This is a genomic window from Janthinobacterium leeuwenhoeki, from assembly GCF_051380795.1.
Lineage (GTDB): Bacteria > Pseudomonadota > Gammaproteobacteria > Burkholderiales > Burkholderiaceae_D > Janthinobacterium.
Window position 1 is genome coordinate 55,675 of record NZ_JBNYXT010000012.1, and the last position, 25,469, is coordinate 81,143.

The window sequence follows — 25,469 nt, forward strand, 5'->3', positions numbered from 1 at the left end:
AATGGCAAGATGATAGCGTGCTCCCCGGGCCTGGTCGATTTATTGGCGTTCCAGCGCGCCCTGCGTGATTTTTACTTTGACCCGGTACGCGGGTGCGGCCGCGTTCAGGGCGGGCGGCGTGGCCGGGTCGACGTCGAGCAGGGTGAACGTCAGGTGGTTGACGCTGACGGAACTGGCGGCGCCTGGCATGGAATCGGACAAGACGATGTCCGTCGCGCCCGTGCTGTTGAGCAAACTGAAACTGTAGCTGACGTAGCCTTTCCACACGCACACGGCGCCCTTGCGGCAGCGGCTGTCGTTGACGCGCTCCAGTTTCAGGGTGTCGGTGGCCGTGATGGCCACTTGTTCGCCCGGCGAGAGTACGTGGGTGACGCTGCGCGGCGTGTTTTCCGCGTCGCCGGCGCTGCCGGCCGCGCCGCAGCCAGCCAGCATGGCCAGGCAGGCGAAGAACAGGGGAAGCAGCACGGTGCGGTAAGAGCGGGTCAGAGAATGCATGGTTTTCCTTTCAGGCGGAGCCTCCCCGGCGTGCTTGTTCACGCGGGGGATAAAATGATGGTAACAAAATGATATTTTTTCGGCGCACTATTGGCGCGCTGCCGATGAATTGATGCGCCGGCCACGCGGCGCACCGATTACTGCGTAAAATGGCTGTTTTGAAAATCAGGAAACAATCATGAAAAAAACTGCCCTGGCGAAAAGCGATGCCAAGAAACTGATGGGAAAGATGAATGTTCCCGGCGCCGGTGCATTCGGTAAGGAAGCGGTCGTCGTCGACCGCCGCGAACAGCGCAAGCGCGATCAGGCCCTGGGCCTGGTGCCATTCGCCGTCAAGCTGAACAGCGATCTGGTGTTGCAATTGCAGACCCTGGCCAAGGAACGCGGCGCGGATCTGAATGAATTGGTCGCCGAGCTGATCACCAAGGGCTTGGCTGCAGCGTAAAGGCTGACAATGTTTATCTGTTGATAAACATCAAACTGTAAAACTAAAAGGCGCCTTGCGGCGCCTTTTGCATTGCGGCATTGCTTTCGATTACACCCAGGCGGCCAGGGCGCCCTTCATTTTTTTCAGTGCCGCCACTTCGATCTGGCGGATGCGCTCGGCCGATACGCCGAACTCTTCTGCCAAAGCGTGCAGGGTGGCACCGGAACCGTCGTCGTTGGCCAGCCAGCGCGCTTCGATGATGCGGCGCGAACGGGCGTCCAGCTTGGACAGTGCCGTTTCCAGGCCTTCCGATTGCAAACGCGTCACTTGTTGCGCTTCCAGCACCTTGGTCGGCTCGCTTTGCTCCGACGACAGGTAGGCGATCGGCGAAAACTTGTCGTCTTCATCGTCGGTCGGCGATTCCAGGGCGATGTCGCGGCCGCTCAAACGCGTTTCCATTTCGATCACTTCTTCGCGCTTCACGTCGAGCAGCTTGGCCAGCGCATCGATCTGTTTCGGCGTCATCGCATCCAGGCCCGTCTTGTGGCTGCGCAGGTTGAAGAACAGCTTGCGCTGTGCCTTCGTCGTCGCGACCTTGACCAGACGCCAGTTTTTCAGGATGTACTCATGCATCTCGGCTTTCACCCAGTGCATGGCGTACGACACCAGGCGCACGCCTTGGTCCGGATCGAAACGTTTCACGGCTTTCATCAAGCCGATATTGCCTTCCTGAATCAGGTCGGCGTGCGGCAAGCCATAGCCCAGGTAGCCGCGGGCAATCGAGACCACCAGGCGCAGGTGCGACAGCACCAGTTCTTGCGCGGCGGCCAGGTCATTTTTTTCGCGCAGGCGTGTCGCCAGCGAAATTTCTTCGTCATGGGTCAACATGGGCAGGCGGTTCACGGCCGAAATATAGGCATCGATATTGCCCAGATTGCCAGTGAACCCGAGGCCCAGCGCATTACTTTTGGTCGGCACCAATGCGGACGTTGCGGACATCATAGTCATGTTTTCTCCCTCGTAGTCTTGCTTTGTTCCAGTTGGCCACGTCACGCGACGTGGTCCGCTTGTCTGTTCGTTTTTGCGTATTCGGTCTTGCACTTTGCAGATCGCGGCACCATCTTCATCTGGCGACCATGGCGGTTCTGCTGTTGGTATGTCCCTATATTAGCACTCTCTGCTTGAGAGTGCCAATCAGCACATTTAATCAACCTGATAGCCTAAATGCTATGGCGAATGAATGCTTGATATATGTGTATGAGCGGCGATCTGAACAGCGCTACAGGTCGCTTTACGACAAGGTAGTTAGTCTACGGCCTCTGGCTGAAGCGAACCTTAAGAATACTTGTTTAATATCAAGATAACAGCAATAGAAGGATGACGCGGCGCATGGCGGCGCCATGAGCGCCGCCATGGGAGGGGGAAAGGTCAGTTCAGGCGCGCCAGGTGGCGCTGTACGCAGAGGAAGGCGCCGATCAGGCCCAGGCCGGCGCTGAGAGCCAGCAAGCCGGCCATCGGCAGCGGCGCCAGCGGCACCAGCTGGAATTCGGATGCATACAGTCGCGCAAACTCGGCAATCGCCGTATTCAGTGGCTGCAAGGCCAGCGCCACGGCGCCCAGGGCCAAGGCACCCGCGCACAGGCCCAGCAGGGCGCCCGTGTAATAGAAGGGGCGGTGGATGAAGGTGTCGGTGGCGCCGATCAGTTTCGAGATGCTGATTTCATCGCGCTGCTGCATCACCTGCAAGCGGATGGTATTGAAGACCACGGCGATCACGGCCACGCCCAGGGTCATGGCCAGCAGCAGCAGCACCAGGCGCAGCACGCCCAGCAGGGCTGCCAGGCGCTTGACCCAGGCCGAATCGACTTGCGCCGATTCCACGAATGGCAGCTGGCGCAACTGTTCCGCCACCGCATCGACATCCAGCGCTTCGCTGGCGCTGCTGAAGGCATCGAGTTTCAGCACATAGCTGTCGGGCAGGGGATTGTCGCCCAGGGTGCTGAGCACATCGGCCAGGCCGCTCTTGTTTTTCAGCGAGTCCAGCGCCTGTTCGCGCGGGATGAAGACGATCTTCGCCTTTTGCTCGCCGACGATCTTGCGCATGGCGCCTGCCAGGGCCACGGCTTGCTCGCGCGGCGTGTCGATCTTCAGGAAAACGCTGATTTCCGGGTCGACCGACATTTGCTCCGACATCGGGCGCACATTGTCGAGCATGGTCAAGCCGGCGAACGGCAGCGACAGGGCGATGGCGACGACGAGCACGTTCAATAGAAAGCCGCCCGGCGACTTGCGCAAATGAATCAGCGCCGAACCGAGGGCGAAGCGGTGTTGACGGAACCAGCCTCTCATGCCTGTTCTCCCAGCGCATCGTCGGAGCCGGGGGAGGGCGCAAAATCGGGATCGGGCGGGGCGAAGACGGGCGCCTGCGTGGCCTTGTCGATGGCCACCAGCTGGCCGTTTTTCAGGTGGATCACGCGGGCGGCGGCGTCGAGCATCTGTTCGTCATGGCTGGAAATGAGGCAGGTCACGCCCACGGAATGAAACGCTTTCAGGGCGTCGAGTACCTTGTTGGCGCTGGTACGGTCCAGGTTGGCCGTCGGTTCATCGGCCAGGATGATCTGCGGCCGGTTGACGATGGCGCGTGCGATCGAGACGCGCTGCTGCTCGCCGCCCGACAGCGACAGCGGACGCGCCATGGCGCGGTCCAGCAGTCCCACTTTGTCGAGCGCGGCGCGCGCGCGCTGTTCGGCGGCAACTTTATGCGCGCCGACGACGAGCAGCGGCAGCATGACATTGGCCAGGATGGAGCGGTCGTTGAGCAATTTTTGCTGCTGGAAGATCAGGCCCATGTTGCGGCGCAAAAACGGCACGCCGGCCGGCTTGATCTTCGCCATGTCCTGGCCATTGACGATCAGCTTGCCCGAGGTGGGGCGTTCCATGGCGGCGATCATTTTCAGCAAGGTCGATTTGCCGGCGCCGGACGGGCCGGCCAGAAACACCAGTTCGCCCTTGGCAATACTGAGCGAAATGTCGCTGAGCGCCACGGCGTCGGCGGAGTATTGCTTGGAGACGTGCTGAAATTCAATCATGTATAGGCTTATCCGAGCAGCGCTTCGACAAATTCGGCAGCCACGAAAGGCTGCAAGTCTTCAATTTTTTCACCGATGCCGATGAAATACACGGGCACTGGACGTACGCGGGCAATCGCCGCCAGCACGCCGCCCTTGGCGGTACCGTCCAGCTTGGTGATCACCAGGCCGCTCAACTGCAAGGCATCATCGAAGGCTTTCACTTGCGTGAGGGCGTTCTGGCCCGTGTTGCCGTCGATGACGAGCAAGGTTTCATGTGGCGCGCCCTCCATGCCCTTGCCGATCACGCGCTTGATTTTCTTCAATTCTTCCATCAGGTGCAACTGCGTCGGCAAGCGTCCTGCCGTATCGACCATCACCACGTCGATACCGCGCGCTTTCGCCGATTGCACGGAATCGTAGGCCACGGCGGCCGGGTCGCCCGATTCCTGCGAAATCACGGTGACGTTGTTGCGCTCGCCCCAGACCATCAGTTGCTCGCGCGCGGCGGCGCGGAAGGTATCGCCCGCAGCCAGCAGCACGGATTGATTGTTCGACTGCATGTGCTTGGCCAGCTTGCCGATGGTGGTGGTCTTGCCGGCGCCATTCACGCCGGAAATCATCATCACCAACGGCTTGTGGCGGCCCAGCTCGAAGCGCTTTTCCAGCGGCGAGAGCAGGTCGATCAGCAGCACTTTCAGCGCGGCCTTGACGGCGGCGGCGTCGAGCAGCTTGTCTTCCTTGACCTTTTTCTTCAATTCCGTGAGCAGGAATTGCGTGGCGTCGACGCCCGCGTCGGACATCAGCAGCGCCGCTTCCAGCTCTTCGTACAGGGCGTCGTCGATCTTCGCGCCGACGAACAGCACGGATAAGGTGTTCGAGGTTTTCGACAGGCCTGCTTTCAGGCGCGTCATCCACGATTTTTTCTCGGGTTCGGCGGCCACGATCACGGGCACGAGCTCGGCCGGCGCACCGCTCAGGGGCGAAGCGGACGGAGCAGCTGCTGGCGCGGCAGGCGGCGTGATGGCGGGAAGGACGAGAGGCTCGGCTGGTGCCGCCTCGGGAGCGATGGGTTTTTTCTTGAAGAAACTAAACATGGGTGTGTGGTGGCGGGTGCTGACCTAAGGCCCGGCGGCGCCGGACACTGTGTTACGGGCTATTCTACCAGAGCGCGCCCCGCCCTTCATGCTTTACTGTTCGATTGGCAACATTGCGCCGCTATCCACGGAGATCGCCGCAGTTGCCGCGCTTTTCAGCCGGTTCAGTGGGTTTGCAGGGCGTGCGCCTGATGGCGGCGGCGCCAGTCGGCGATGCTTTCGTCGACTTGCCGCAAGTCCAGCACATGCAAAAAGGCCGGCGGCTGCTTGCTCAGGACGGGACTGCGTCCCCCGGCCCACAATTCCATGCTTGGTGGCAAGTTTGCATGCAGCTGCTGCAGGCTGTCGCGCGTCTGCCGTTGCTTGCTGGCACTGGAAAACGACAGTGCCACGATATCGGCCCGCTGCGCGCGGGCGGCCGCGACGATGTCGGTCAGCGGCGTTTCCACGCCCAGCGACATGCAATGGGCGCCGGCCGCCGCACACAGCGCCTCGGCCATCAGCAGCCCCAGGCCATGGCGCTCCTGCGGCAAGGTACTGAGGACGATGCGCGGCGTGCGCGTGGACGGGCTGCTTGCTTGTGGCAGGGAAAAGATGGCATGGCGCATCACCGTTTGCAAGGTTTCGCTATACATATGCTCTTCATACACGGCCAGGTTACCGCAAGCCCACGCTTCGCCCACCATGCCGGTGAGGGGCGCGATGACGTCGATGGTGAACGCTTTCAGGCCCAGCACGGCCAGCGCCTGACGCAGGGCGTCGCCCAGTTCCTCCATCTGGTGGCTGCGGCACAGGGCCAGGTAGTGTTCGAGCTGGGGGGCCGGCGTTGACGGCGCCGCGCTGCCGGCGCTGGCCAGCTGCTGCAATTGCACGGTGCTGTGCTGCATGATTTTTCCCGGACGGAATCCGAGGTCCAGCAAGCGCTTGAGCATGCGCAATTTTTGCACTTGCTCGGCCGGATAGCTGCGCTCGCCAAAGGCATCGCGCTGAGGCTGGGGAAAGGCGTAACGGCGCTCCCACACACGCAAGGTTTCCTTGGCCAGCCCCGTGTCGCGTTCGACATCGCTGATGCTGAAGGCGTAAGTAGGTTGCATGTCAGTATCCATACCAAGGTGGCTTTGCTCGCTTGCGGAAGAACGTGGCATGCATTTTACGCCTTCCGCCGCCCCATACCAAATAGCTGAATCCAATTAGAAATTGCCGGCGTATAAGTTTTTGAACGGCCAAGGGCGCTCATTGACATAAATCAATATTTCATCGATTATCCATGAGGCACGTTTTGTCCAGGACAAATTTAACACAGGTGTACTCATGAAAATTGCCGTCGTCGGAGCAGGAATTGCAGGATTGTCGTGCGCCTATCGCCTGGCGCAGGCGGGCCAGGACGTTACCTTGTATGAGGCGGGCGATTACTTTGGCGGCCATAGCCACACGGTGGATGTCACGCTCGATGGCGTCACGCATGGCGTCGACACGGGGTTTCTCGTGTTCAATCACGCCACGTATCCGCACCTGGTGCAACTGTTTGACGAACTCGGCATCGAGGCGGCCGACAGCGATATGTCGTTTTCCGTGAAGATGCCGCTGGGCAGCACCCCCGATGCCCGCGTGCTGGAATGGGCGGGCGCCAATTTCGATACCGTGTTTACCCAGCGCAGCAACTTGCTGCGTCCCGCCTTCCTGCGCATGCTGCGCGATATTCTGCGCTTCAACCGGCAGGCCAGCGCGCTGGCAACGGCCAGCGTGCCGGCGCCGGCCATGTCGCTGGGCGAGTTTCTCGACCTGCACGGCTATGGCGACGAGTTCCGCCACTGGTATCTGCTGCCGATGGCCGCCTGTATCTGGTCGTGCCCGGCGCGCCAGATGCTGGCCTTTCCCTTGGCCACCTTCATCCGTTTCTGCCACAACCATGGCTTGCTGCAAGTGAGCGACCGGCCGCAATGGCGCACGGTGCGGGGCGGTTCGCGCGTGTACGTGGAAAAACTGCTGGCGGGCATCCCGCAGCAGCGCCTGGCGTGTCCCGTGCTGGCCGTGCGCCGCCAGGCTCACGCTGGCGCGCGGATGGTCGAGCTGCACACGGCCGCCGGCGTCGAGCATGTCGATCACGTCGTGCTCGCTTGCCACAGCGACCAGTCGCTGGCCTTGCTGGGAGATATCCGCGACGACGAGCGCGGCGTGCTCGAAGCCGTGCGCTACCAGCCGAACCGGGCCGTGCTGCATACGGATGCGTCCTGCCTGCCGCAGCGCCGCCGTGCCTGGTCGGCCTGGAATTACCAGGGACGGCCGGCAGTGGAGGAAGGCGAGGCGCCGCAAGTGTGCGTGCATTATTTGCTGAACCAGTTGCAGCCGCTGCCGTTCACCACGCCCGTCATCGTTTCGCTCAATCCGCTCGACGAACCCGATCCATCGACCATCCTCGACGAGTTTTCGTATGCCCACCCCGTGTTCGATGGCGCGGCCATTGCCGCCCAGGCGCGCCTGGCCGGTTTCCAGGGCACGCAGCATACGTGGTTCGCGGGCGCCTGGACGGGCTACGGCTTCCATGAAGACGGCTTGAAGTCGGGCCTGGCCGTGGCGCAAGCGCTCAATGGCCTGGCGTCGGCGGAGCTTGGCCATGCCGCGTGATCCAGCGCCGCCCGTGCCGCCGCAGCCCCAGCTGTGTCTGGGACGGGTGCGCCATGCGCGGTCGAGGCCGCGCGCGCATGCTTTTGCTTACGGCATGTTTTATCTGCGCCTGCCCCTGCGCAGCCTGGGTACGCACGGTTTTCCTGCCCGTTTGATTTCGCGCAACGGCGCCAATGTGCTGTCCTTCCGCGACAGCGACCATGGCGATGGCGCGACGCCGCTGCTGGACTGGATCGATGGCTTGCTGCACCAGCATGGCGTGTTGGACGCGGGCGGCGAGATCTGGCTGCAAACCATGCCGCGCATGTTCGGCTATGTCTTCAATCCCGTCAGCTTCTGGTTTTGCCACCGCCCGGATGGCGCGTTGCGCGCCGTGGTCTGCGATGTGCGCAATACCTTTGGCGAACGCCACCTGTATTTGCTCGAGCAGGGCGGCGCCATCGCGTATGGCAGCGAACTGGCCGCCAAGAAAATTTTCCACGTGTCGCCGTTTTGCAAGGTGGAAGGACACTATCGCTTCCGTTTCCTGCGCAATAGCGAACAGGGCGGTGAGCGCCACCTGGCCCGTGTCGATTACGACGACCTCGACGGCCCGCTGCTGCAGACGAGCTTGTCCGGCACGGCGCAGCCGCTGCGCGATGGCGCCATCGCCTGGGCCTTGCTGCGCTATCCCCTGATGACGTTTGGCGTGATGGCGCGCATCCATTGGCAAGCCTTGCGCCTGTGGCTGCGCCGCGTGCCGTTTTTCAGCAAACCCCACCCTCCACAAGAAAAGGTGTCCCGATGAGCTCCGATTCCCTGCCGACCGGCATGCATGCGCGCAGCAGCGCCACTCCCGAGCATGTGCATGATCATCTGGACATGCCAGCTAGCGCGCGCATGATTGTGCGCTTGCTGCAAAAATTGCAATATGGCGCCCTGCGCCTGCGTACGCCGGACGGCAGTATCTTGCTGTGCGGCGATGGCAGCCACCCCGTCACGCTGGATTTGCACAATTGGCGTTTGTGTGCGGCCGTCCTGCGCTCTGGCGACATCGGCTTTGCGGAAACCTTCATCGCCGGCGACTGGCGCACGGACAATTTGCCGGGCTTGATCGAGCTGATGATACGCAACCGCGCGCACATAGAGTCCTTGATCTACGGCAATTGGTGGGGCAACCTCGTCTACAAGGCTCGGCATTTGCTCAACCGCAATTCGCGCGCCGGCAGCAAGAAGAATATCCACGCCCATTATGACATCGGCAACACCTTTTATCAGCTGTGGCTGGATCCATCGATGACGTATTCGAGCGCCCTGTTTAGTGAAGGCGCCAGCCTGGAAGCGGCGCAGGGGGCGAAATACGCGCGCATCGCCGACCAGTTGCAACTGCAGCAAGGGGCGCGCGTGCTGGAAATTGGCTGCGGCTGGGGCGGTTTCGCGGAAACGGCGGCGCGCGATTACGGCGTCCACGTGACGGGACTGACCTTGTCGTCCGAGCAACTTGCGTATGCGCGCCAGCGCCTGCAGGATGCGGGGCTGGCAGGGCAGGCCGACTTGCAGCTGTGCGACTACCGCGACAGCCACGGCCAGTACGACGCCATCGCCTCGATCGAGATGTTCGAAGCCGTGGGGCAAAGCTACTGGCCCGGCTATTTCGAGTGCGTGGCGCGCAACCTGAAGCGGGGCGGACGTGCCTGCATCCAGACCATCGTCATTGCCGACGAACTGTTCGAGCGCTACAGCAAGAGCACGGATTTTATTCAACAGTACATTTTCCCGGGCGGCATGCTGCCTTCGCCGGCCGAGTTTCGCCGCGCCGCCGAGGCACAGGGCTTGCGCGTGGAAGACGCTTTCCGCTTTGGCCTCGATTACGCGGAAACCTTGCGCCAGTGGCGCGCCAGCTTCCTGGCCCAGCGCACGGCGCTGGAAAAGCAGGGTTTCGATGGCCGTTTCCTGCTGACCTGGGAGTTTTACCTCGCGTATTGCGAGGCCGCCTTCCAGGCGCACAATACGGATGTGATGCAATTTACTCTGATCAAGGACTGACCATGCGCCGCCTGCTTGCCACTGTTGTGCTGTCGTTGAGCATGTCCGGCGCCATGGCCGCGCCGCCTGCCTTTATCGCTGCCGACGTGCCCGAGGCCCGCCTGGCGGGCGAAGGCGAATACACGTGGTTCGGCATGCGTATTTATCGGGCGCAACTCTGGGTGGGCGCGAACGGCTACCAGGGCGCGGCGTCGGCAACGGCGCCGTTCGCGCTGGAATTGCGCTACGCGCGTGCGCTCGACGGCAAGAAGATCGCCGAAGCAAGTTATGAACAGATGCAGAAAGTCGGCGCCGGCACGCCGGAGCAGCGCCTGGCCTGGCTGGCCACCATGCAGCGCATCTTTCCTGACGTCAAGGAAGACCAGCGCATCGCGGGCGCCTACCGGGCCGGCATCGCGCCCGGCGTGCGTTTTTATCTGGATGGCAAAGTGCTGGCCGATGTCAGCGATGGCGACTTTGCGCGCGCCTTCTTTGCCATCTGGCTGTCGCCGTCGACCACGGCGCCGAAGCTGCGCGCGGCCTTGCTGCAGAATGCGGCGCCGCTGCCATGACTGCCGGGGCCAGCGCCTTGACCTTGCCTGCCTTGTTCAGTTATGGCCTGTTCGGCTTGCCGCTGGCCATGCTGGCGCTGCCCATCTATATATATGTTGCGCCGTTTTATGCGCAGCGCAGCAGTCTTGACCTGGCGCAGATCGGCGCCGTGCTGCTGGCAGCACGCATCGCCGCCGCCTTCATCGATCCTGCCCTCGGTGCCTGGATGGCGCGGGGCGGACGCAGCTATGCCATCTATGTCGCTGCGTCGCTACCCTTGCTGCTGCTGGGCTTCGGCGCCCTGTTCCACCCACCGGCCATGCCGCAAGCGGCCACCCTGGCCTGGTTTTTGGCCGCCTTGCTGCTCGTGTATGCGGCCTATGGCCTGGCCGGCATCGCGCACCAGAGCTGGGGCGCGGCCCTGAGCCAGGCGCGCGCGCAGCGGGCGCGGGTGGCGGCCGTGCGCGAAGGCTGCGGCTTGCTCGGCGTGATCCTGGCGGCGGGGCTGACTTCCGTGCTCGGCTATGACGGCTTGTCGCTGGCCTTTGCCGTCTGCCTGTTGGCGGCGGGCGCGCTGCTGCTGGCGCGCGCGCCGCGTCCGGCCTTGCGCCAAGGCATGGAGGCGCTGCCCGCTGGCGCCTGGCGCCTGCCATTTCGCCAGCGCGCGTTTCGCTGGCTGTTTGCCGTCCTGCTCGTCAACGGCGTGGCGGCCGCCATCCCCGCCACCCTGTTCCTGTTCTTTGCCACCGATTACTTGCGCCTGGGCCATTACGCCGGAGCGTTCCTGATCGTCTACTTTTGCGCGGCGGCCGCCTCGATGCCTGTGTGGGTAGCCCTGGCGCGCCGCTTTGGCGAAGCGCGCGCCTGGGGCGGCGCCATGCTGCTGGCCGCGGCCGTGTTTGTCTGGGCGTATGGCCTGGGCGCGGGCGCCGCCTGGGGCTTTGCCAGTATCTGCCTGCTGTCGGGCCTGGCGCTGGGCGCCGACCTGGCCTTGCCGCCGGCCCTGCTGGCAGGGCTGATCGGCGCGGCCGGCCATGCCGGGCGGCATGAGGCGGCGTATTTCGGCTGGTGGAACTGGGGCGTGCAGATGAGCCTAGCCCTGGCGGCCGGCATCGCCTTGCCCCTGCTGGCCTGGCTCGGGTATGTGCCGGGCAGCAGCAGCGGTGGCTTGCCGGCCCTGACGGCGGCCTACGCCTTGCTGCCCTGCGCTTTGAAACTGCTGGCGGCGCTGCTGCTGTGGCGCGCGCCTCTACAACATATATATAGTGAACCCGGGGAGAACCGACCATGTACCTCATGAAATGCTGCCGGCGCGGCCTGACGGCCGCCGCCTTGTTGCTGGCGCTGACCGCCTGCTCCACGTCGCCCTTGCCCGCCACGTACGCGCAGGAACTGCCCGTACTGGATCTGCAGCAGTACTTCAACGGCACGCTCGACGCCCACGGCATCTTCCAGGACCGCTCCGGCAAGGTAGTCAAGCGTTTCACCGTGGTGATGCGGGCCAGCTGGGCGGGCGAGATTGGCACCCTGGATGAAGACTTCACGTATTCGGACGGAAGCAAACAACGGCGCGTGTGGACCTTGCGCAAGACGGCGCCCGGGCGCTTCATCGGCACGGCGCCCGATGTGATCGGCGAGGCCATCGGCGAAGTGGCCGGCAATGCCTTGCGCTGGCAATACGTGCTGGCGCTGCCCGTCGATGGCACGGTCTACCACGTCGACTTCGAGGACTGGATGTTCCTGATGGATGATAAGGTCATGCTCAATCGCGCTGCCATGAGCAAGTTCGGCTTCAGCCTGGGCGCCGTTACTTTATCGTTCAGCAAGCGTCCACCACAGGCGAGCCCATGAATCGCAAGATCACCAGCTGGGCCGGCAAGCGCGTGTGGGTCATCGGCGCTTCCAGCGGCATCGGCGCCGCCTGCGCCACCTTGTTGCTGGAACAGGGCGCCTGCGTAGCCTTGTCAGCCCGCCACCGCGCCAGCCTCGAACGGCTATGCGAGGGGCACCCGCTGGCGCAGGCATTGCCGCTCGATATCACCCAGCCGCCGCAGCTGCGGGCCGTCTGTGCCGAACTCATGCAGCAGTGGCCGCATATTGACCTGATACTCGTAGTCGCTGGCGGCTATCAGGCCATGCGCGCCGATAGCTTTGACCTGGAAGCCGCCCAGGGCTTGCTGGCCCTGAATGTGGGCGGCGTCTTCAATTGCCTGGAACAGGCCTTGCCGTGGCTGTTGCGCCAGGGCAGCGGCGGCATCGGCATTGTCGGCTCGGTAGCCGGCTATGGTGGCTTGCCCAAGGCGCTCGCATATGGCGCCAGCAAGGCGGCGCTGATCAACCTGACGGAGTCGCTGTACCTGGATTTGCATCCGCGCGGCATCGGCGTGTATCAGATCAATCCCGGTTTCGTGGCCACGCCCTTGACGGCGGACAATGATTTCACCATGCCGGCCCTGATGACGGCGCAGGCCGCGGCCGCCGCCATGCTCGACGGCATCGAGCGGGGGCAGTTTCACATCCATTTCCCGAAGCGCTTTACCAATAGCATGCGCCTGGCGCGGCTGTTGCCGTACCGCGTCTATTTTTGGCTGATCCGCAAGGTGACGGGCCTATGAGCGCAACCATGGAAGGTGCGCTGGCGCGCCTGGTGGCGTTTTATGAGCACCTGAGCATCGAGAGCCTGGCCCAGCTGGCCACCGTGTATGCGCCAGAAGCCCATTTCAAGGACCCGTTCAATCAGGTGGTGGGGCATGCCGCCATCCTGGCCATCTTCGAGCACATGTTCGTGCAAGTCGATGCACCCCGGTTTGTCGTGCTGGAAAGCCTGGGGCAGGGGGAGCAAGCGTTCCTGACGTGGGAGTTCCGCTTCCGTATGAAACGCCTGGTATCCGGCGAACAATGTATTCGTGGCGCGACACATGTGCGTTTCGATACACAGGGAAGGGTGGTATTGCACCGCGATTATTGGGATGCGGCGGAAGAGCTGTATGAAAAATTGCCGGTGCTGGGCCCTTTCATGCGCATGCTCCGGCGCGCCAGCCAGCGTTGAGCGTGTTTTCTGATGCTTTTGAGCAAAAAATGCGAAAAAGAAAAAGTAAATTGTGCGGAATGGGGGCTGCGAAAACTTGATTTCGCTCAATGTGTCGTTTTTTTGACACAAATATGTCGAAATATTGAGAAGGCAACATTGTAAGAAATTGTTTCAAATGATGCGCAATTTGCAAGCAAAAGTCGTCCTCATCCGTTCTAGGTGTGTTTCTGAAGAGTTGGCTGCAAAACATGGAAAACCTTTCTATGCGAGCAATTTAAATTACCGCAAAGTCAGTAATTGTGTTGATACTCTGCCTATTTTTCCGCCGCGCGCACCGACGTCGAAAAAGCCGCCTACGCCCCTGAATAATGCGGCAACGCACCAAAATAGAGCACATTATTTCCCATTTTTGGCCATCCGGCAGCAAACATTGGCGATGCCGTGTATGCTTCGTCCCGTTTATCCATTATCGCCTGACAAATTGTGCGCTTTGTCGCGTAAATCATGCAGGGCGAATGATGGGTAAAGCATGTTGATGTTTTAATCATGCGCTTGATACTGTTGCACTAATACAACGGGTGTCGACAAGGCATGCGCTATGATGGAATGGTCAATCAGGCCAATGCATTGGTTGGCAAGGGGCAGTGGCTCTGTCGCGTAGTACGGTTGGCGATGGTCGGGATGCCTGAAAAAGCACGTGGCCTGGTACCGGAAGTAACATGTTGGAACTTGATGGAATGTGAAACGGTCGTTATAGTGCCGCTTCCGGTGCCCTTTGAGCACCGAACCGGCGCATGAATTACGGTCGCTGTGCAGCCTTCAAGCTTATCGGTGCAATAGCGTGCCGATACCGATATGAATTGTTCCCCTGACCGGAACAGCAATGTGGCAGGTGGAGACCTTGCCCTCACTCATAAAAAGCGCTCTGTTAGAGCGCAGCTCGAGATGCATAGGCTGTATTACTTTTTGCTTCAAAATTAAAGGAAATCGCAATGAAAAAAACTCTGATCACCCTGGCAGTCCTGGCAGCAGCCACTGGCGTAGCCCAAGCTCAATCGAGCGTTGTTATCTACGGTACCGTTGACGCTGGTTTCGTCAGCGAGCGCGGCGGTGTTAAAGGCAACGTTAACAAACTGGACAGCGGCGTTGCTTCGGCTTCCCGTCTGGGCTTCAAAGGCACCGAAGATCTGGGCAGCGGCCTGTCGGCACTGTTCCTGTTGGAATCGGGTTTCAACGTTGACTCCGGCGCGCAAGGTAAAGACGAAGGCCTGTTCGGCCGTCAAGCCTACGTAGGCTTGAGCAGCAAAACGACCGGTACCCTGACCCTGGGTCGTCAATACACGCCTTGGTACAACACCCTGTCGAAAGTTGCTGATCCATTCGCAGCTGGTTACGCTGGTTCCGCTAAAAACTTGTTCCCAGCGAACACCCGCACCAGCAACACCGTGCTGTACACCTCGCCAAACTTCAGCGGCTTTGACGCTGACGTAGCTTACACCTTCGGCGAGCAAGCTGAGTCGAACAAAATCGGCCGTAAAATTGGCGCGTCGGTTGGTTACTCGAACGGTCCTTTGAATGCTCGTCTGGCATACAACAACACCGCTAACGACAGCGCAACGACCGAAGTTGGCAGCGGCCGTAACTGGTTGGCTGCAGCTAACTACGACTTCGCAGTTGCTAAAGCTTTCGTCGCATACGGCGTGAACAAAGGCCAAAACAGCGCTAAGCACAACAACGAAGACCGTTTTGCTTACAGCCTGACCCAAGCATCGGCAGCTCCTAGCGCCGACAGCAACAACATCCTGGTCGGCGCAACCGTACCTGTTGGCCCAGCTGGCACCGTAATGGCTTCGTTCATTCGCACGAACGACAAAACCGTTGCTAACGCTGATGCTGATCAATGGGCACTGGGTTACTCCTATGCTCTGTCGAAGCGCACGAGCACCTACGCTTCGTACGCCAAGATCAAGAACAAAAACAACGCTGGCTACACTGTTGGCAACAACAGCAACGTCGGTACGGGCGACAAAGCCTTCAACGTTGGTGTTCGTCACTCGTTCTAATATTCGCGCAAGCGAAGCTTAGTACCGCTGTCAGCATCCCTCCGGGGGTGTTGGCAAGCAAGGAAACGCGCTGTCTGGCTTCGGCCTGGCGGCGCGTTTTTGCATGTGCGGCGCCAGTTATAATGGCGCCGTTACTCAAGTAAAGGAATGCCATGTATTCACTCACCTCGCCGCGCCTGGCCGCCCTGCTGGCCGCGCTGGGCGCGTTGTTTTTCGCTGGCGCCACGGGCGCAGCTGCCGCTGCCGTCAAAAGCAAGAAGCCGGCCGGACTGGAGCGCTATGGCGTGGCCGTCTACTCTGACCTGTGCCTGCAAAAGGATAGCGGCGAAATCGGCGGCCAGCGCGTCACCCTGCACCGCTTTGCCGAAGCCGATTCCGTCATCTATGAATTCACGGCTGGCGCCCTTAGCTGGCCTATCGTGGCCAGCGATGTCAACCTGGATGCCGCTACGGGCGCCTTCGACTTCACCATCGCCGGCGCCGACAGTGAAGAGCGCACCATTGTCGGCAAATTTTCCAGGGATGGGCAGACCCTGACCCTGGAGGGGGATTACTGCGGCGGCAACGTGCGCATGCCCATGAAACTGAGCCGCGTGCGCGATTTCGGCCGCCCCCTGAAACATTGCACGCCATGCCCACCGGTGCCGGAAGTGCCGGCCGAAGCAGTGCCTGCCGAGGAAAGCGCACCAGCGCCCGCTGCCTGAACGATTGCTGCTATCAAAAAGACAAAGGCCCGGTATCGACCGGGCCTTTGTTATTTCTCGGCTTGCAAGCGGCTTATTTGGCCGCCTGCGCCTTTTCCGCCGTGGCGCGGATGGTGGCCAGAGTGGCGTTCGGCGTGATCAGGTTGCCGTCGTAGCGCAGTTCGATCAGGGCCGGCAAGTTGTTGGCCTTGGCGTGCGCCAGCGCGCGCTGCAGGGCGGGAGCGAACTCTGCTGTCGTATTCACCACTTCGCCATGCGCGCCATACGCTTGCGCCAGCGCCGCAAAATCCGGGTTGTGCAGGGTCGTGCCCGACACGCGGCCCGGGTAGTCGCGTTCCTGGTGCATGCGGATGGTGCCGAACATCTGGTTATTGAAGACGATGATGACCACGCCCGCCTGGTATTGCACGGCCGTGGCCAGTTCCTGGCCATTCATCATGTATTCGCCATCGCCGGCAAAGGTGATCACGGTGCGCTCCGGATGCACGATCTTCGCCGCCACGCCGGACGGCACGCCGTAGCCCATGGCGCCATTCGTCGGCGCCAGCTGCGTGCGCATGCCGCCATAGCGATAAAAGCGGTGCGCCCACGAGGCATAATTGCCGGCGCCGTTCGTCAGGATGGTGTCCGCCGGCACTTGCGCCATGATTTCCTGCGTCACTTGCCACAGGTCCAGCGGCGCCTGGCCATCCTGGAAGATGGGCGGCTGCTCCTGATAGGCAGCCAGTTCGGCCTTCGCTTCGGCCGGCGACTGTTTCCATGCGGAAGCGTCTACGGGTGCCATGGCGACCAGCATGGCGCACACTTGCGGCATGCCGCTGTTGATCATCAGTTCGGCCTGGTAAACGCTGCCCAGCTCCTCGGCATCCGTATGGATGTGCACCAGGCGCTGGCGCGGCACGGGCGAGTCGAACAGCGTGTAGCCGCCCGTCGTCATTTCGCCCAGGCGTGGGCCGATGGCGATGACCAGGTCGGCATTTTTCACGCGCGCGGCAAGCTTCGGGTTGATGCCGATGCCGACGTCGCCGATGTAGTTCGGGTGGGCATTGTCGAGCAAGTCCTGGAAACGGAAGGCGCAGGCGACGGGCAGGTGGTTGCTTTCCGCGAACAGCTGCAGGTCGGCGCACGCTTGCGGGGTCCAGGTGGTGCCGCCCAGCAAGACCAGCGGCCGCTTCGCGCCGGCCAGCATGCCGCGCAGCTGCTGCAGCTGGGCGTCCGATGGCGCCGCCTGCACCGGCTGGTAGGCGCGCGTGTCGGCCACCGTCGCCATGGAAATGAGCATGTCTTCCGGCAGGGCCAGCACGACGGGGCCGGGACGCCCGCTAGTGGCCACCTGGAAGGCGCGCGCCAGGTATTCGGGGATGCGCTCGGCGCGGTCGATCTGCGCCACCCACTTGGCCATCTGGCCGTACATGCGGCGGTAGTCGATTTCCTGGAACGCTTCGCGGTCGACGAAATCATTGCCCACCTGGCCGATGAACAAGATCATCGGCGTGGAATCCTGGTACGCCGTGTGCACGCCGATCGAGGCGTTGGTGGCACCCGGTCCGCGCGTGACGAAACAGATGCCCGGCTTGCCCGTCAGCTTGCCGTAGGCTTCGGCCATGAAGGCGGCGCCGCCTTCCTGGCGGTTGATGATGAAGCGGATGCCCGAATCGTGCAGGGCGTCGAGTACGTCGAGGTAGCTTTCGCCAGGCACGCCAAAGGCGGTGTCGACACCGTGGATCTGCAGGGCATCGACCAGGATCTGGCCGCCGGTACGGGGTTGTTGCGTCATGTTCGGCTCTTTATATTCTAGTGGGTGGCAAAGAAGTGGGGCAAGCGGTGCGCATGCGCCTGCATGCAAGCAGCTTGCCTCATTCTATGTGAGCCGATTTGGCCCGGCTTTTGAAATGGCGACACCGAATTACACAATCCCCCGGGCAGGGGGGCGAGGGGCCTGCACAGGCCTTTTTGCAGAAACATGCTGCAGCGCGGTACAATGGCGGGTGAAGCAGGCCAGACAGTCGCTGGCTGGCGCAGCAATGTGCTGGCGGGAGGAAGGTCCGGACTCCATAGAGCGGGGTGACGGTTAACGGCCGTCCGTCGAAAGCCGCAAGGTATAAGGCGAGGAATAGGGCCACAGAGACGAGCGTATTAAGTTACGGTGAAACGCGGTAACCTCCACCTGGTGCAATTTCAAATAGGCACGCGATGATGCTGCTCGCGGAGCGTGCGGGTAGAAAGCTTGAGCGCCCGAGTAATCTGGCGCCTAGAGGAATGACTGTCATAGCGCCAACCTGCAAGGGAAGGCGCCGTAACAAAATCCGGCCTACCGGCCTGCTTCACTTGAATTCCTGTTCCCTGGCTTGTCAGGGAGTATATCGGCGGCAGTGTTTTTCTTGCTGCGCGCCGCCAAAAAGCCCCCGCAACGGGGCTTTTTTTGTTTCCAAAAATATAGCATTCGAGATAAAGTTGTATATACAACTAAAGATGAATAATTGGTTAAAGTTTCTTGGTTACAATTAATTGCTGCCTTGCAAAAATAATTTTCCTGTGACAGGCCAGCCCCGGAAAACAGGGCCGATACGCGTCATGGGTGCTTTTCTTTTGCTTTAAACCAAGTCTTTTTCGGTGGCTGATTGCTGTTGTGTCCGGATGACGAAACTATTGTCATGTGTCAACTAACTGTAAAAAATTCAATTTTTCGATTTCGTTTTTTTCGATGTTTACGGTAGGAAAACACATGTGTGCAGATGAGGTAGCACATTCACTATCTTTCATAAGTATCTAATTTATCGATATATTTTAATTTGAGACTCCTTCAACGATATGCGCTAAGTCCTTAATTTCATTAATAAAATTCCTGTTTTGCCAATCGGAAACCGCTTGACCACTATCTTTGCTTCCTCTAAAGTGGGCAACTGTGTGAAAAAGTGTGTTTTTGTGGGAAATTTTCCCTTTTCATCGTGATGCGCAAGCGTCGCAATCCAAGCTCAAAAAGGTCTTCCGTGTTTCAAGGCGCGTCCGCAATCAATCTCGATGCCAAAGGCAGGATGTCTATCCCTGCCAAGCACCGTGACGCGCTGGCGATTCAATGCGAAGGCCGTTTGACACTCACCAAACACCCCGATGGCTGCCTGCTGTTTTTCCCCCGTCCCGTGTGGGAAAGCCACCGCCAGCAAATCGCCGCCTGGCCCATGTCGGCGCGCGCCTGGCAGCGCATCTTCCTCGGCAACGCCGTTGACGTCGAGCTGGACTCGGCCGGCCGCGTGCTGATCTCGCCTGAATTGCGCAACGCCGTCGGGCTGGCGCGCGAAGTCATGATGATCGGCATGGGCAGCCACTTTGAAATATGGGATGCCGCCAAGTTGGCCGACAAAGAACAGCAGGCGATCGATGCCGGCACTCCCGATGTACTTTCCAATTTTTCTTTCTAAGGCTCCGTAATGACACAACTCACGGTGCCGGAATTTCAGCATCGCACGGTGCTGCTCGATGAAGCGGTCGATGCGCTCGACCTGTCGGGCGACCGCGCGCACGGCATTTATGTCGACGGCACGTTTGGCCGCGGCGGTCATAGCCGTTTGATCTTGTCGCGCCTGGCGCCCGACGCGCGCCTGATCGGCTTCGACAAGGACTTGCAGGCCATCGCCACGGCCGAACAGATCGGCGACCCCCGTTTCCAGATCGTCCACGACAGCTTTGCCACCATGACGGCCAGCCTGGCCGAACGTGGCGTGCAGCAGGTCGATGGCATTTTGCTCGACCTGGGCATCTCGTCGCCGCAGGTCGACGACGCGGCGCGCGGTTTCAGCTTCCGCAACGACGGACCGCTGGACATGCGCATGGATACCACGCGCGGCATCTCCGCGGCCGAATGGCTGGCGGTGGAGACCGAGCAGAATTTAGAGAAAGTGATACGCGATTATGGGGAAGAACGGTTTGCTTTTCAGATTGCAAAGGCGATTGTTGCTGGCCGGGCAGTCCAGCCAATTTCAAGCACACGACAGCTTGCCGGCATCGTGGCAGGCGCCGTCAAGACCCGCGAGAAGGGTAAGGACCCCGCTACCCGCACCTTTCAGGCCATACGCATTTTCATTAACAAAGAGCTCGAGGATCTCGAGATCGGCCTGAATCAGGCGTATGCCTGCCTGGCGCCCGGCGCGCGCATGGCCGTGATCAGCTTTCACTCGCTGGAAGACCGCATGGTCAAGCGCTTCTTCGCCTCGAAGGCGAACGTGGAGCAGCCTGACCGCCGCCTGCCGATCCGCGCGGTCGACTTGCCGCAGCCGGAAATGAAGCTGATTTCGAAAATGAAGCCGTCCGACGCCGAAATCGAGGGCAATCCCCGTTCGCGTTCGGCCGTGATGCGCGTGGCGCAGCGTTTGCCCATCCCAGTTCGTGGCGGCTCCCGATGACTGGCAAGCTGTGTGTCGTGCTGTCGGCCCTGCTGGTGTGCTGCGGCCTGTCGCTGGTGAACGCGCAGTACCAGTCGCGTCACCTGCTGATCGACCTGGAGCGCGCGCAAGCGCTGTCGCGCCAGCTCGACATCGACTGGGCGCAACTGCAGCTGGACCAGTCCACTCTGGGCAAGCATGAACGCATCGAATCGATCGCACGGCGCGACCTGAGCATGACGCCGCTGACGGCGGCGCGTACGCAATACCTGACGGAGGGCGAATAATGAAGCTGGGCGGTAACAGCAACGGCCGGGTGGCGGCATCGAAAGGCGTGCCATTCTCGAAGAACCCCGTACTGGCGGTGCGCCTGCCCGTCTGGCGTTCGCGCGTCGTGCTGTTCCTGCTGTTCTTCGCTTTCGCCGGCCTGGGCGCGCGCGCCCTGTGGCTGCAGGGCGTGTCGACGCAGTTTTTGCAAAAACAGGGCAAGGCGCGCTATGAGCGCACGCTGGAATTGCCGGCGACGCGCGGCAAGATCACCGACCGCAATGGCCAGGTGCTCGCCTCGTCCGTGCCCGTGAAAGCCATCTGGGCCATTCCCGACGACGTGCTGCAGGCGTCGCCCGAGAAAATCAATGCGCTGGCCGGCCTGCTGGAAATGAACGTCAACGAATTGCGCAAGAAGCTCGATTCGGACCGCAGCTTCGTTTACCTGAAGCGCCAGGTCGAGATGGACGTAGCCGACAAGATTTCCAAGCTGGGTATCGACGGCATCGACGAACGCAAGGAGTACAAGCGCTTTTATCCACAGGGCGAAGTGATGACCCACGTGGTCGGCTTTACCAATGTGGAAGACGTTGGCCAGGAAAGCATGGAACTGGCGCAGCAGAAGACCCTCGTCGGCACCACCGGCAGCCGCCGCGTGATCAAGGACCGCCTGGGCCACATCGTCGAAGACATCGGCTTCATCCACGAACCGCATGATGGCAAGGATCTGACCCTGTCCGTCGACAGCAAGATCCAGTACATCGCCTTCACGCAGTTGAAGGAAGCGGTGGAAAAATTCAACGCCAAGGCTGGCGGCGCCGTGGTGCTCGACGTGCACACTGGCGAAGTGCTGGCCCTGGCCAATTACCCCAGCTACGACCCGAACGACCGCCGCAAGCTTACGGGCCAGCAGCTGCGCAACCGCGTCATGACCGATACCTTTGAACCCGGTTCGACCCTGAAACCGATCACGGTGTCGCTGGCGCTCGACACGGGCCGGGTCAAGCCGACCACCCTGATCGACACGGGCCCGGGCCGCTACACCATCGCTGACCGCACGATCACCGACACCAAGCCGCACGGCGTGATCAATGTCTCCGAGATCATCGAAATGTCGTCGAACATCGGCACATCGAAAATCGCGCTGGGCATGCCGTCGCAGGAAATGTGGGAAATGTTTACCAAGGTGGGCTTCGGCCAGCAGCCGAAATGGGGCTTCCCCGGCGCCGTGGCCGGCCGCGTGCGTCCGTATAAATCGTGGCGCCCGGTGGAGCAAGCCACCATGAGCTACGGTAACGGCATTTCCGTGTCGCTGATTCAGCTGGCGCGCTCTTATATGATGTTCGCGCGCGACGGCGACACGATTCCCCTGTCGTTCCAGAAGGTCAATGAACTGCCCGTGGGCCAGCAAGTGATCAAGCCGAAGACGGCCGCCGAAATGCGTGCCATGCTCGAACTCGTGGTCTCCGGCGCGCACGGCTCGGCCAAGCGCGCCCAGGTCGCCGGCTACCGCGTGGGCGGCAAGACGGGTACCGCGTACAAAGTGGAAAACGGCCGCTATGCGATGCCGCGCAAATACATCGGCTCTTTCGTGGGCATGGTGCCGATGTCGGCGCCGCGCTTCATCATTGCCGTGATGATCGATGAACCGACCGGACCTGCCCACTATGGTGGCCAGGTTGCCGCTCCCGCTTTCGCGGCGATTGCGACCAACGCGCTGCGCGCGATGAACGTACCGCCTGATTCCTCCGTTACCGAAATCGTGGTCCCGGCCAATGCCGGCCCGGAGGCCATGTGAAGTCACTCATGACCATACAAGACATCAGTTTGTGGATCAAAACGGCTGCCCCGTCCGGGCAGCTGACGTCCGATTCGCGCCGCGTGCAGCGCGGCGACGTGTTTTTCGCCTACGCGGGCGCCACGCATTTCATCGCCGCCGCCATTGAGCAGGGCGCCGCCGCCATCGTGCATGATGCCGTCGAATGGAACGCCGCATGGAGCGTGCCGCACCTGCTGGTCAGCGACCTGAAACGCCTGGCCGGCCCCGTGGCGCATGCTTTCTACGACATGCCCGACAGCGCCATGTTCAGCGCTGGCGTGACGGGCACGAATGGCAAAACCTCCTGCGCGCTATGGCTGGCGCAGGCATTGGCGCGCCTAGGTGACACCTCGTCCGTCATTGGGACTTTGGGCGTAGGCTTGTGCAAGCCGCGCGGCGCCATCGAATTCGACGTCACCGGCTATACCACGCCGGACGCCGTGCTGCTGGCGCGCAAACTCGCTGCCATGCGTGACGCCGGCGCCAAGGCCGTCGCCATCGAAGTGTCGTCGATCGGCCTGGACCAGGACCGCGCGGCCGGCATGCATTTCGACGTGGCCATGTTTACCAATTTGACGCGCGACCACCTCGACTACCATGGCGACATGGCGGCCTACGAGGCGGCCAAGGTCAAGCTGTTCGACTGGCCCGGCCTGAAAACGGCCGTCATCAACCTGGATGACGCCATGGGCTTGCGCCTGGCGCGCCATGTGGAAGGCAAGCTGGCGGGTGAGTATCCTGTCATCGGCTACACCCTGCAGGATGCGGCAACTCTGCCCGATCTGCCGGGTGTGCTGATGCTGCGCGCCAGCCAGTTCCGCAGCCGCCATGCCGGTACCGACTTCCACCTGGAATGCGCGCTGGGTGTGGCACTGGTCAAGACGCAACTGGTGGGCCACTTCAATATCAGCAATGCGCTGGCCGTGCTGGGCGCCTTGCTGGCGCACGGCACCGGCCTGCGCGCGGCCATCGACGGCATCGAATCCCTGCAGCCGGCCCCCGGCCGCATGCAGCAGGTGGGCGGCCAGGAAGCGCCGATGGTCGTCATCGATTACGCGCATACGCCGGACGCACTGGAAAAAACCCTGGCCGCCTTGCGCCAGGTGGCGCAGGAGCGGGGCGGACAGTTGTGGTGCGTGTTCGGCTGCGGCGGCGACCGCGATCCGGGCAAGCGTCCGCAGATGGGCGCCATCGCGCAACTGGCCGATCACGTGCTGGTCACCAGCGACAATCCGCGCAGCGAAGATCCGCACGCCATCATCGCGCAGATCGTCGCCGGCATGCGTGCCGACGGTCCGCAGCCGCAGGCCATCGAAGACCGTGCCGGTGCCATTTTGTCAGCCGTCAAGCATGCCGCCAAGCCGGACGTGATCCTGTTGGCGGGCAAGGGCCATGAACCGTACCAGGAAATCAAGGGCAAGAAACTGCCGTTCTCCGATGCCGACCATGCGCAGCTGGCCCTGTCCGCGCGCCTGACGATGATGAGGACGAACTGATGGATAGCCTCATGCATGCGACCCTGACAGAACTGATGCCAGCGCTGGATGGCGCGCAACTGACGGGCAATGCCGTTTTTGACGGCGTATCCACCGACAGCCGCAATGCCCAAGCCGGTTCGCTCTTCGTCGCCTTGCGCGGCGCGAATTTCGACGCCCACGATTTCCTCGATCAGGTAGCTGCGCGCGGCGTCGCCGCCGTGGTGGTCGAGCGCCTGCCTGCAGGCTGGGATAGCAGCAAGGTGCCCGCCATCGTGGTGGCCGATACCCTGGTCGCGCTGGGCCGCATCGCCAATGACTGGCGCGGTCGTTTCAACCTGCCCGTCATCGGCGTCACCGGCAGCAATGGCAAGACCACCGTCAAGGAGATGATTTCGTCCATCCTGGCGACGGCCTTTGGCGAAGAAGCTCGCCTGGCCACGCGCGGCAATCTGAATAATGAGATCGGCGTGCCATTGACCCTGTTCCGTCTGAGCGAGCAGCACAAGGCGGCCGTGATCGAGATGGGCATGAACCATCCGGGCGAAATCGCCCGCCTGGCGGCAATCGCCGCGCCGACGCTGGCGATGGTCAACAATGCGCAGCGCGAGCACCAGGAGTTCATGCACACGGTGGTAGCGGTGGCGCGCGAAAACGGCGCCGCGCTGGCGGCATTGGCCGCCGACGGCGTGGCCGTCTTCCCGCATGGCGATGAATTCACGCCCGTGTGGCGCGAACTGGCCGGTGCACGCACCGTCATCACGTTTGGCCTGTCGAAAGAGGCGGATGTGAGTTGCACGCACCGCGCGGCCGAGGATTTTGGCAGCGACCTGTTCGTCAGCGTGCGCGCACTGGACGGCAGCTTGCGCCAGTTCTTCGTCGGCTTGCAGGCGGCGGGCGACCACAATGTGCGCAATGCGCTGGCGGCCGTGGCATGCGCGATTGGCGCCGGCATTGCCATTGAACATATCCAGCAGGGCCTGGAGGCGTTTTCTCCCGTGAATGGCCGCCTGCAGAAAAAACGTGCCGCCAATGGCGCCACCATCATCGACGACACGTATAACGCCAATCCGGATTCGGCGCGCGCGGCCATCGATGTGCTGGCGCAGGCCGCGGCACCGCGCATCCTGGTGCTGGGCGAGATGGGCGAAGTCGGCACGCAGGGGCAGCAGTTCCACGAAGAGATCGGCGCCTACGCCGCCGCCAAAGGCATCGAACACGTGCTGGCGACGGGCGGCCTGGCGCGCCATCTGGTGAATGCGGCGCAGGCTGCCGCGAGCCAGGAATCAGGCACGGTCGTGGAGTATTTCGAACAGTTCGACGGTTTGCTGGCGGCGCTTGATGCGCATTTGTCCGGCCGTTCGGATGCAACAGTATTAATCAAGGGCTCCCGCTTCATGAAGATGGAACGGGCCGTGCAGCATTTGATTGGTTCAAACAACAATAACAAGGAAGCTCACTAA

Annotated in this window: 24 protein-coding genes and 1 other RNA gene; 18 read left to right on the forward strand and 7 right to left on the reverse strand. The window is 61.7% G+C overall.

The features are described from left to right. Positions 1–39: 39 nt before the first annotated feature. Positions 40–495 (reverse strand): hypothetical protein, encoded by a 456-nt coding sequence (locus tag ACQ4WS_RS12220; RefSeq protein ID WP_436476560.1) that lies wholly within the window; start codon positions 493–495, stop codon positions 40–42. 178 nt (positions 496–673) lie between these two features. Between ACQ4WS_RS12220 and ACQ4WS_RS12225 the strand changes: the two genes are divergently transcribed. Next, positions 674–940: a hypothetical protein gene (locus ACQ4WS_RS12225; RefSeq protein ID WP_353658831.1), complete on the forward strand. Its 267-nt coding sequence runs from the start codon at positions 674–676 to the stop codon at positions 938–940. Between the two features lie 90 nt (positions 941–1,030). On the opposite strand, the gene rpoH is transcribed toward ACQ4WS_RS12225, so the two are convergent. The 5 genes from rpoH to ACQ4WS_RS12250 form a co-directional block, all read right to left on the reverse strand. Next, positions 1,031–1,924: an RNA polymerase sigma factor RpoH gene (rpoH, locus tag ACQ4WS_RS12230; RefSeq protein WP_436476668.1), complete on the reverse strand. Its 894-nt coding sequence runs from the start codon at positions 1,922–1,924 to the stop codon at positions 1,031–1,033. A gap of 426 nt (positions 1,925–2,350) precedes the next feature. Beyond that, positions 2,351–3,271: a permease-like cell division protein FtsX gene (ftsX, locus tag ACQ4WS_RS12235; RefSeq protein WP_436476562.1), complete on the reverse strand. Its 921-nt coding sequence runs from the start codon at positions 3,269–3,271 to the stop codon at positions 2,351–2,353. Then, positions 3,268–4,011: a cell division ATP-binding protein FtsE gene (locus tag ACQ4WS_RS12240; protein ID WP_436476564.1), complete on the reverse strand. Its 744-nt coding sequence runs from the start codon at positions 4,009–4,011 to the stop codon at positions 3,268–3,270. The genes ftsX and ACQ4WS_RS12240 overlap by 4 nt, the downstream gene beginning before the upstream one ends. 8 nt (positions 4,012–4,019) lie before the next feature. Further along, positions 4,020–5,087 (reverse strand): signal recognition particle-docking protein FtsY, encoded by a 1,068-nt coding sequence (gene ftsY / locus ACQ4WS_RS12245; protein ID WP_436476566.1) that lies wholly within the window; start codon positions 5,085–5,087, stop codon positions 4,020–4,022. 164 nt (positions 5,088–5,251) lie between these two features. Then, positions 5,252–6,181: a MerR family transcriptional regulator gene (locus ACQ4WS_RS12250; protein WP_436476568.1), complete on the reverse strand. Its 930-nt coding sequence runs from the start codon at positions 6,179–6,181 to the stop codon at positions 5,252–5,254. Between the two features lie 217 nt (positions 6,182–6,398). On the opposite strand from ACQ4WS_RS12250, the gene ACQ4WS_RS12255 reads away from it, so the two are divergent. The 10 genes from ACQ4WS_RS12255 to ACQ4WS_RS12300 all read left to right on the forward strand — a co-directional run bounded on the left by ACQ4WS_RS12255 (position 6,399) and on the right by ACQ4WS_RS12300 (position 16,066). Next, positions 6,399–7,712: an NAD(P)/FAD-dependent oxidoreductase gene (locus ACQ4WS_RS12255; RefSeq protein WP_436476570.1), complete on the forward strand. Its 1,314-nt coding sequence runs from the start codon at positions 6,399–6,401 to the stop codon at positions 7,710–7,712. Beyond that, entirely contained in the window at positions 7,702–8,499 is a 798-nt protein-coding gene (locus tag ACQ4WS_RS12260; protein WP_436476572.1) for a DUF1365 domain-containing protein, read from the forward strand. The genes ACQ4WS_RS12255 and ACQ4WS_RS12260 overlap by 11 nt, the downstream gene beginning before the upstream one ends. Before the next feature lie 23 nt (positions 8,500–8,522). Continuing rightward, complete coding sequence (locus ACQ4WS_RS12265; RefSeq protein WP_436476669.1) at positions 8,523–9,737, forward strand: class I SAM-dependent methyltransferase; 1,215 nt, start codon at positions 8,523–8,525, stop codon at positions 9,735–9,737. 2 nt (positions 9,738–9,739) lie between these two features. Further along, positions 9,740–10,288: a chalcone isomerase family protein gene (locus tag ACQ4WS_RS12270; protein WP_436476574.1), complete on the forward strand. Its 549-nt coding sequence runs from the start codon at positions 9,740–9,742 to the stop codon at positions 10,286–10,288. Continuing rightward, positions 10,285–11,568 carry an MFS transporter gene (locus ACQ4WS_RS12275; protein ID WP_436476576.1) on the forward strand — a complete coding sequence of 428 codons (1,284 nt, stop codon included), beginning with the start codon at positions 10,285–10,287 and terminating at the stop codon, positions 11,566–11,568. The genes ACQ4WS_RS12270 and ACQ4WS_RS12275 overlap by 4 nt, the downstream gene beginning before the upstream one ends. Further along, positions 11,556–12,119 carry a DUF3833 domain-containing protein gene (locus ACQ4WS_RS12280; RefSeq protein ID WP_436476578.1) on the forward strand — a complete coding sequence of 188 codons (564 nt, stop codon included), beginning with the start codon at positions 11,556–11,558 and terminating at the stop codon, positions 12,117–12,119. The genes ACQ4WS_RS12275 and ACQ4WS_RS12280 overlap by 13 nt, the downstream gene beginning before the upstream one ends. Further along, positions 12,116–12,883, forward strand: a complete 768-nt coding sequence (locus ACQ4WS_RS12285) for an SDR family NAD(P)-dependent oxidoreductase (protein WP_436476580.1) — start codon at positions 12,116–12,118, stop codon at positions 12,881–12,883. The genes ACQ4WS_RS12280 and ACQ4WS_RS12285 overlap by 4 nt, the downstream gene beginning before the upstream one ends. Then, positions 12,880–13,317 carry a nuclear transport factor 2 family protein gene (locus tag ACQ4WS_RS12290; RefSeq protein ID WP_436476582.1) on the forward strand — a complete coding sequence of 146 codons (438 nt, stop codon included), beginning with the start codon at positions 12,880–12,882 and terminating at the stop codon, positions 13,315–13,317. The genes ACQ4WS_RS12285 and ACQ4WS_RS12290 overlap by 4 nt, the downstream gene beginning before the upstream one ends. A gap of 974 nt (positions 13,318–14,291) precedes the next feature. After that, positions 14,292–15,362: a porin gene (locus tag ACQ4WS_RS12295; RefSeq protein WP_436476584.1), complete on the forward strand. Its 1,071-nt coding sequence runs from the start codon at positions 14,292–14,294 to the stop codon at positions 15,360–15,362. Between the two features lie 152 nt (positions 15,363–15,514). Then, entirely contained in the window at positions 15,515–16,066 is a 552-nt protein-coding gene (locus ACQ4WS_RS12300; protein WP_436476586.1) for a hypothetical protein, read from the forward strand. Between the two features lie 73 nt (positions 16,067–16,139). On the opposite strand, the gene ACQ4WS_RS12305 is transcribed toward ACQ4WS_RS12300, so the two are convergent. Next, positions 16,140–17,843, reverse strand: a complete 1,704-nt coding sequence (locus ACQ4WS_RS12305; RefSeq protein WP_436476588.1) for a thiamine pyrophosphate-binding protein — start codon at positions 17,841–17,843, stop codon at positions 16,140–16,142. 213 nt (positions 17,844–18,056) lie between these two features. Between ACQ4WS_RS12305 and rnpB the strand changes: the two genes are divergently transcribed. From rnpB to ACQ4WS_RS12340, 7 genes are all read left to right on the forward strand, one after another. Next, positions 18,057–18,396, forward strand: an RNA gene (rnpB, locus tag ACQ4WS_RS12310) — RNase P RNA component class A. Positions 18,397–19,056: 660 nt separating this feature from the next. After that, positions 19,057–19,485 carry a division/cell wall cluster transcriptional repressor MraZ gene (gene mraZ / locus ACQ4WS_RS12315; RefSeq protein ID WP_034748899.1) on the forward strand — a complete coding sequence of 143 codons (429 nt, stop codon included), beginning with the start codon at positions 19,057–19,059 and terminating at the stop codon, positions 19,483–19,485. A gap of 9 nt (positions 19,486–19,494) precedes the next feature. Then, positions 19,495–20,466, forward strand: a complete 972-nt coding sequence (gene rsmH / locus ACQ4WS_RS12320; protein WP_436476590.1) for a 16S rRNA (cytosine(1402)-N(4))-methyltransferase RsmH — start codon at positions 19,495–19,497, stop codon at positions 20,464–20,466. Next, positions 20,463–20,732 carry a cell division protein FtsL gene (gene ftsL, locus ACQ4WS_RS12325; RefSeq protein ID WP_034748894.1) on the forward strand — a complete coding sequence of 90 codons (270 nt, stop codon included), beginning with the start codon at positions 20,463–20,465 and terminating at the stop codon, positions 20,730–20,732. Before rsmH ends, ftsL begins: the two co-directional genes overlap by 4 nt. Then, on the forward strand, positions 20,732–22,510 hold the full coding sequence (locus tag ACQ4WS_RS12330; RefSeq protein ID WP_152254313.1) for a peptidoglycan D,D-transpeptidase FtsI family protein: 1,779 nt from the start codon (positions 20,732–20,734) through the stop codon (positions 22,508–22,510). The genes ftsL and ACQ4WS_RS12330 overlap by 1 nt, the downstream gene beginning before the upstream one ends. An 8-nt stretch (positions 22,511–22,518) precedes the next feature. Further along, on the forward strand, positions 22,519–24,027 hold the full coding sequence (locus tag ACQ4WS_RS12335; RefSeq protein ID WP_436476593.1) for a UDP-N-acetylmuramoyl-L-alanyl-D-glutamate--2,6-diaminopimelate ligase: 1,509 nt from the start codon (positions 22,519–22,521) through the stop codon (positions 24,025–24,027). A gap of 11 nt (positions 24,028–24,038) precedes the next feature. Beyond that, positions 24,039–25,469 carry a UDP-N-acetylmuramoyl-tripeptide--D-alanyl-D-alanine ligase gene (locus tag ACQ4WS_RS12340; protein ID WP_436476671.1) on the forward strand — a complete coding sequence of 477 codons (1,431 nt, stop codon included), beginning with the start codon at positions 24,039–24,041 and terminating at the stop codon, positions 25,467–25,469.

Excerpts from the sequence above, each read along its gene's own strand:
- ACQ4WS_RS12295 (WP_436476584.1), top strand. The coding sequence starts at position 14,292 with ATGAAAAAAACTCTGATCACCCTGGCAGTCCTGGCAGCAGCCACTGGC.
- ftsX (WP_436476562.1), bottom strand. The coding sequence starts at position 3,271 with ATGAGAGGCTGGTTCCGTCAACACCGCTTCGCCCTCGGTTCGGCGCTG.
- ACQ4WS_RS12270 (WP_436476574.1), top strand. The coding sequence starts at position 9,740 with ATGCGCCGCCTGCTTGCCACTGTTGTGCTGTCGTTGAGCATGTCCGGC.
- ACQ4WS_RS12330 (WP_152254313.1), top strand. The coding sequence starts at position 20,732 with ATGAAGCTGGGCGGTAACAGCAACGGCCGGGTGGCGGCATCGAAAGGC.
- ACQ4WS_RS12260 (WP_436476572.1), top strand. The coding sequence starts at position 7,702 with ATGCCGCGTGATCCAGCGCCGCCCGTGCCGCCGCAGCCCCAGCTGTGT.
- rsmH (WP_436476590.1), top strand. The coding sequence starts at position 19,495 with ATGACACAACTCACGGTGCCGGAATTTCAGCATCGCACGGTGCTGCTC.
- ACQ4WS_RS12340 (WP_436476671.1), top strand. The coding sequence starts at position 24,039 with ATGCATGCGACCCTGACAGAACTGATGCCAGCGCTGGATGGCGCGCAA.
- ACQ4WS_RS12255 (WP_436476570.1), top strand. The coding sequence starts at position 6,399 with ATGAAAATTGCCGTCGTCGGAGCAGGAATTGCAGGATTGTCGTGCGCC.
- ACQ4WS_RS12305 (WP_436476588.1), bottom strand. The coding sequence starts at position 17,843 with ATGACGCAACAACCCCGTACCGGCGGCCAGATCCTGGTCGATGCCCTG.
- rpoH (WP_436476668.1), bottom strand. The coding sequence starts at position 1,924 with ATGATGTCCGCAACGTCCGCATTGGTGCCGACCAAAAGTAATGCGCTG.
- ACQ4WS_RS12250 (WP_436476568.1), bottom strand. The coding sequence starts at position 6,181 with ATGCAACCTACTTACGCCTTCAGCATCAGCGATGTCGAACGCGACACG.
- ACQ4WS_RS12220 (WP_436476560.1), bottom strand. The coding sequence starts at position 495 with ATGCATTCTCTGACCCGCTCTTACCGCACCGTGCTGCTTCCCCTGTTC.
- ACQ4WS_RS12240 (WP_436476564.1), bottom strand. The coding sequence starts at position 4,011 with ATGATTGAATTTCAGCACGTCTCCAAGCAATACTCCGCCGACGCCGTG.
- ACQ4WS_RS12275 (WP_436476576.1), top strand. The coding sequence starts at position 10,285 with ATGACTGCCGGGGCCAGCGCCTTGACCTTGCCTGCCTTGTTCAGTTAT.
- ftsY (WP_436476566.1), bottom strand. The coding sequence starts at position 5,087 with ATGTTTAGTTTCTTCAAGAAAAAACCCATCGCTCCCGAGGCGGCACCA.
- ACQ4WS_RS12280 (WP_436476578.1), top strand. The coding sequence starts at position 11,556 with ATGTACCTCATGAAATGCTGCCGGCGCGGCCTGACGGCCGCCGCCTTG.
- ftsL (WP_034748894.1), top strand. The coding sequence starts at position 20,463 with ATGACTGGCAAGCTGTGTGTCGTGCTGTCGGCCCTGCTGGTGTGCTGC.
- ACQ4WS_RS12225 (WP_353658831.1), top strand. The coding sequence starts at position 674 with ATGAAAAAAACTGCCCTGGCGAAAAGCGATGCCAAGAAACTGATGGGA.
- ACQ4WS_RS12290 (WP_436476582.1), top strand. The coding sequence starts at position 12,880 with ATGAGCGCAACCATGGAAGGTGCGCTGGCGCGCCTGGTGGCGTTTTAT.
- ACQ4WS_RS12285 (WP_436476580.1), top strand. The coding sequence starts at position 12,116 with ATGAATCGCAAGATCACCAGCTGGGCCGGCAAGCGCGTGTGGGTCATC.
- ACQ4WS_RS12265 (WP_436476669.1), top strand. The coding sequence starts at position 8,523 with ATGCATGCGCGCAGCAGCGCCACTCCCGAGCATGTGCATGATCATCTG.
- ACQ4WS_RS12335 (WP_436476593.1), top strand. The coding sequence starts at position 22,519 with ATGACCATACAAGACATCAGTTTGTGGATCAAAACGGCTGCCCCGTCC.
- ACQ4WS_RS12300 (WP_436476586.1), top strand. The coding sequence starts at position 15,515 with ATGTATTCACTCACCTCGCCGCGCCTGGCCGCCCTGCTGGCCGCGCTG.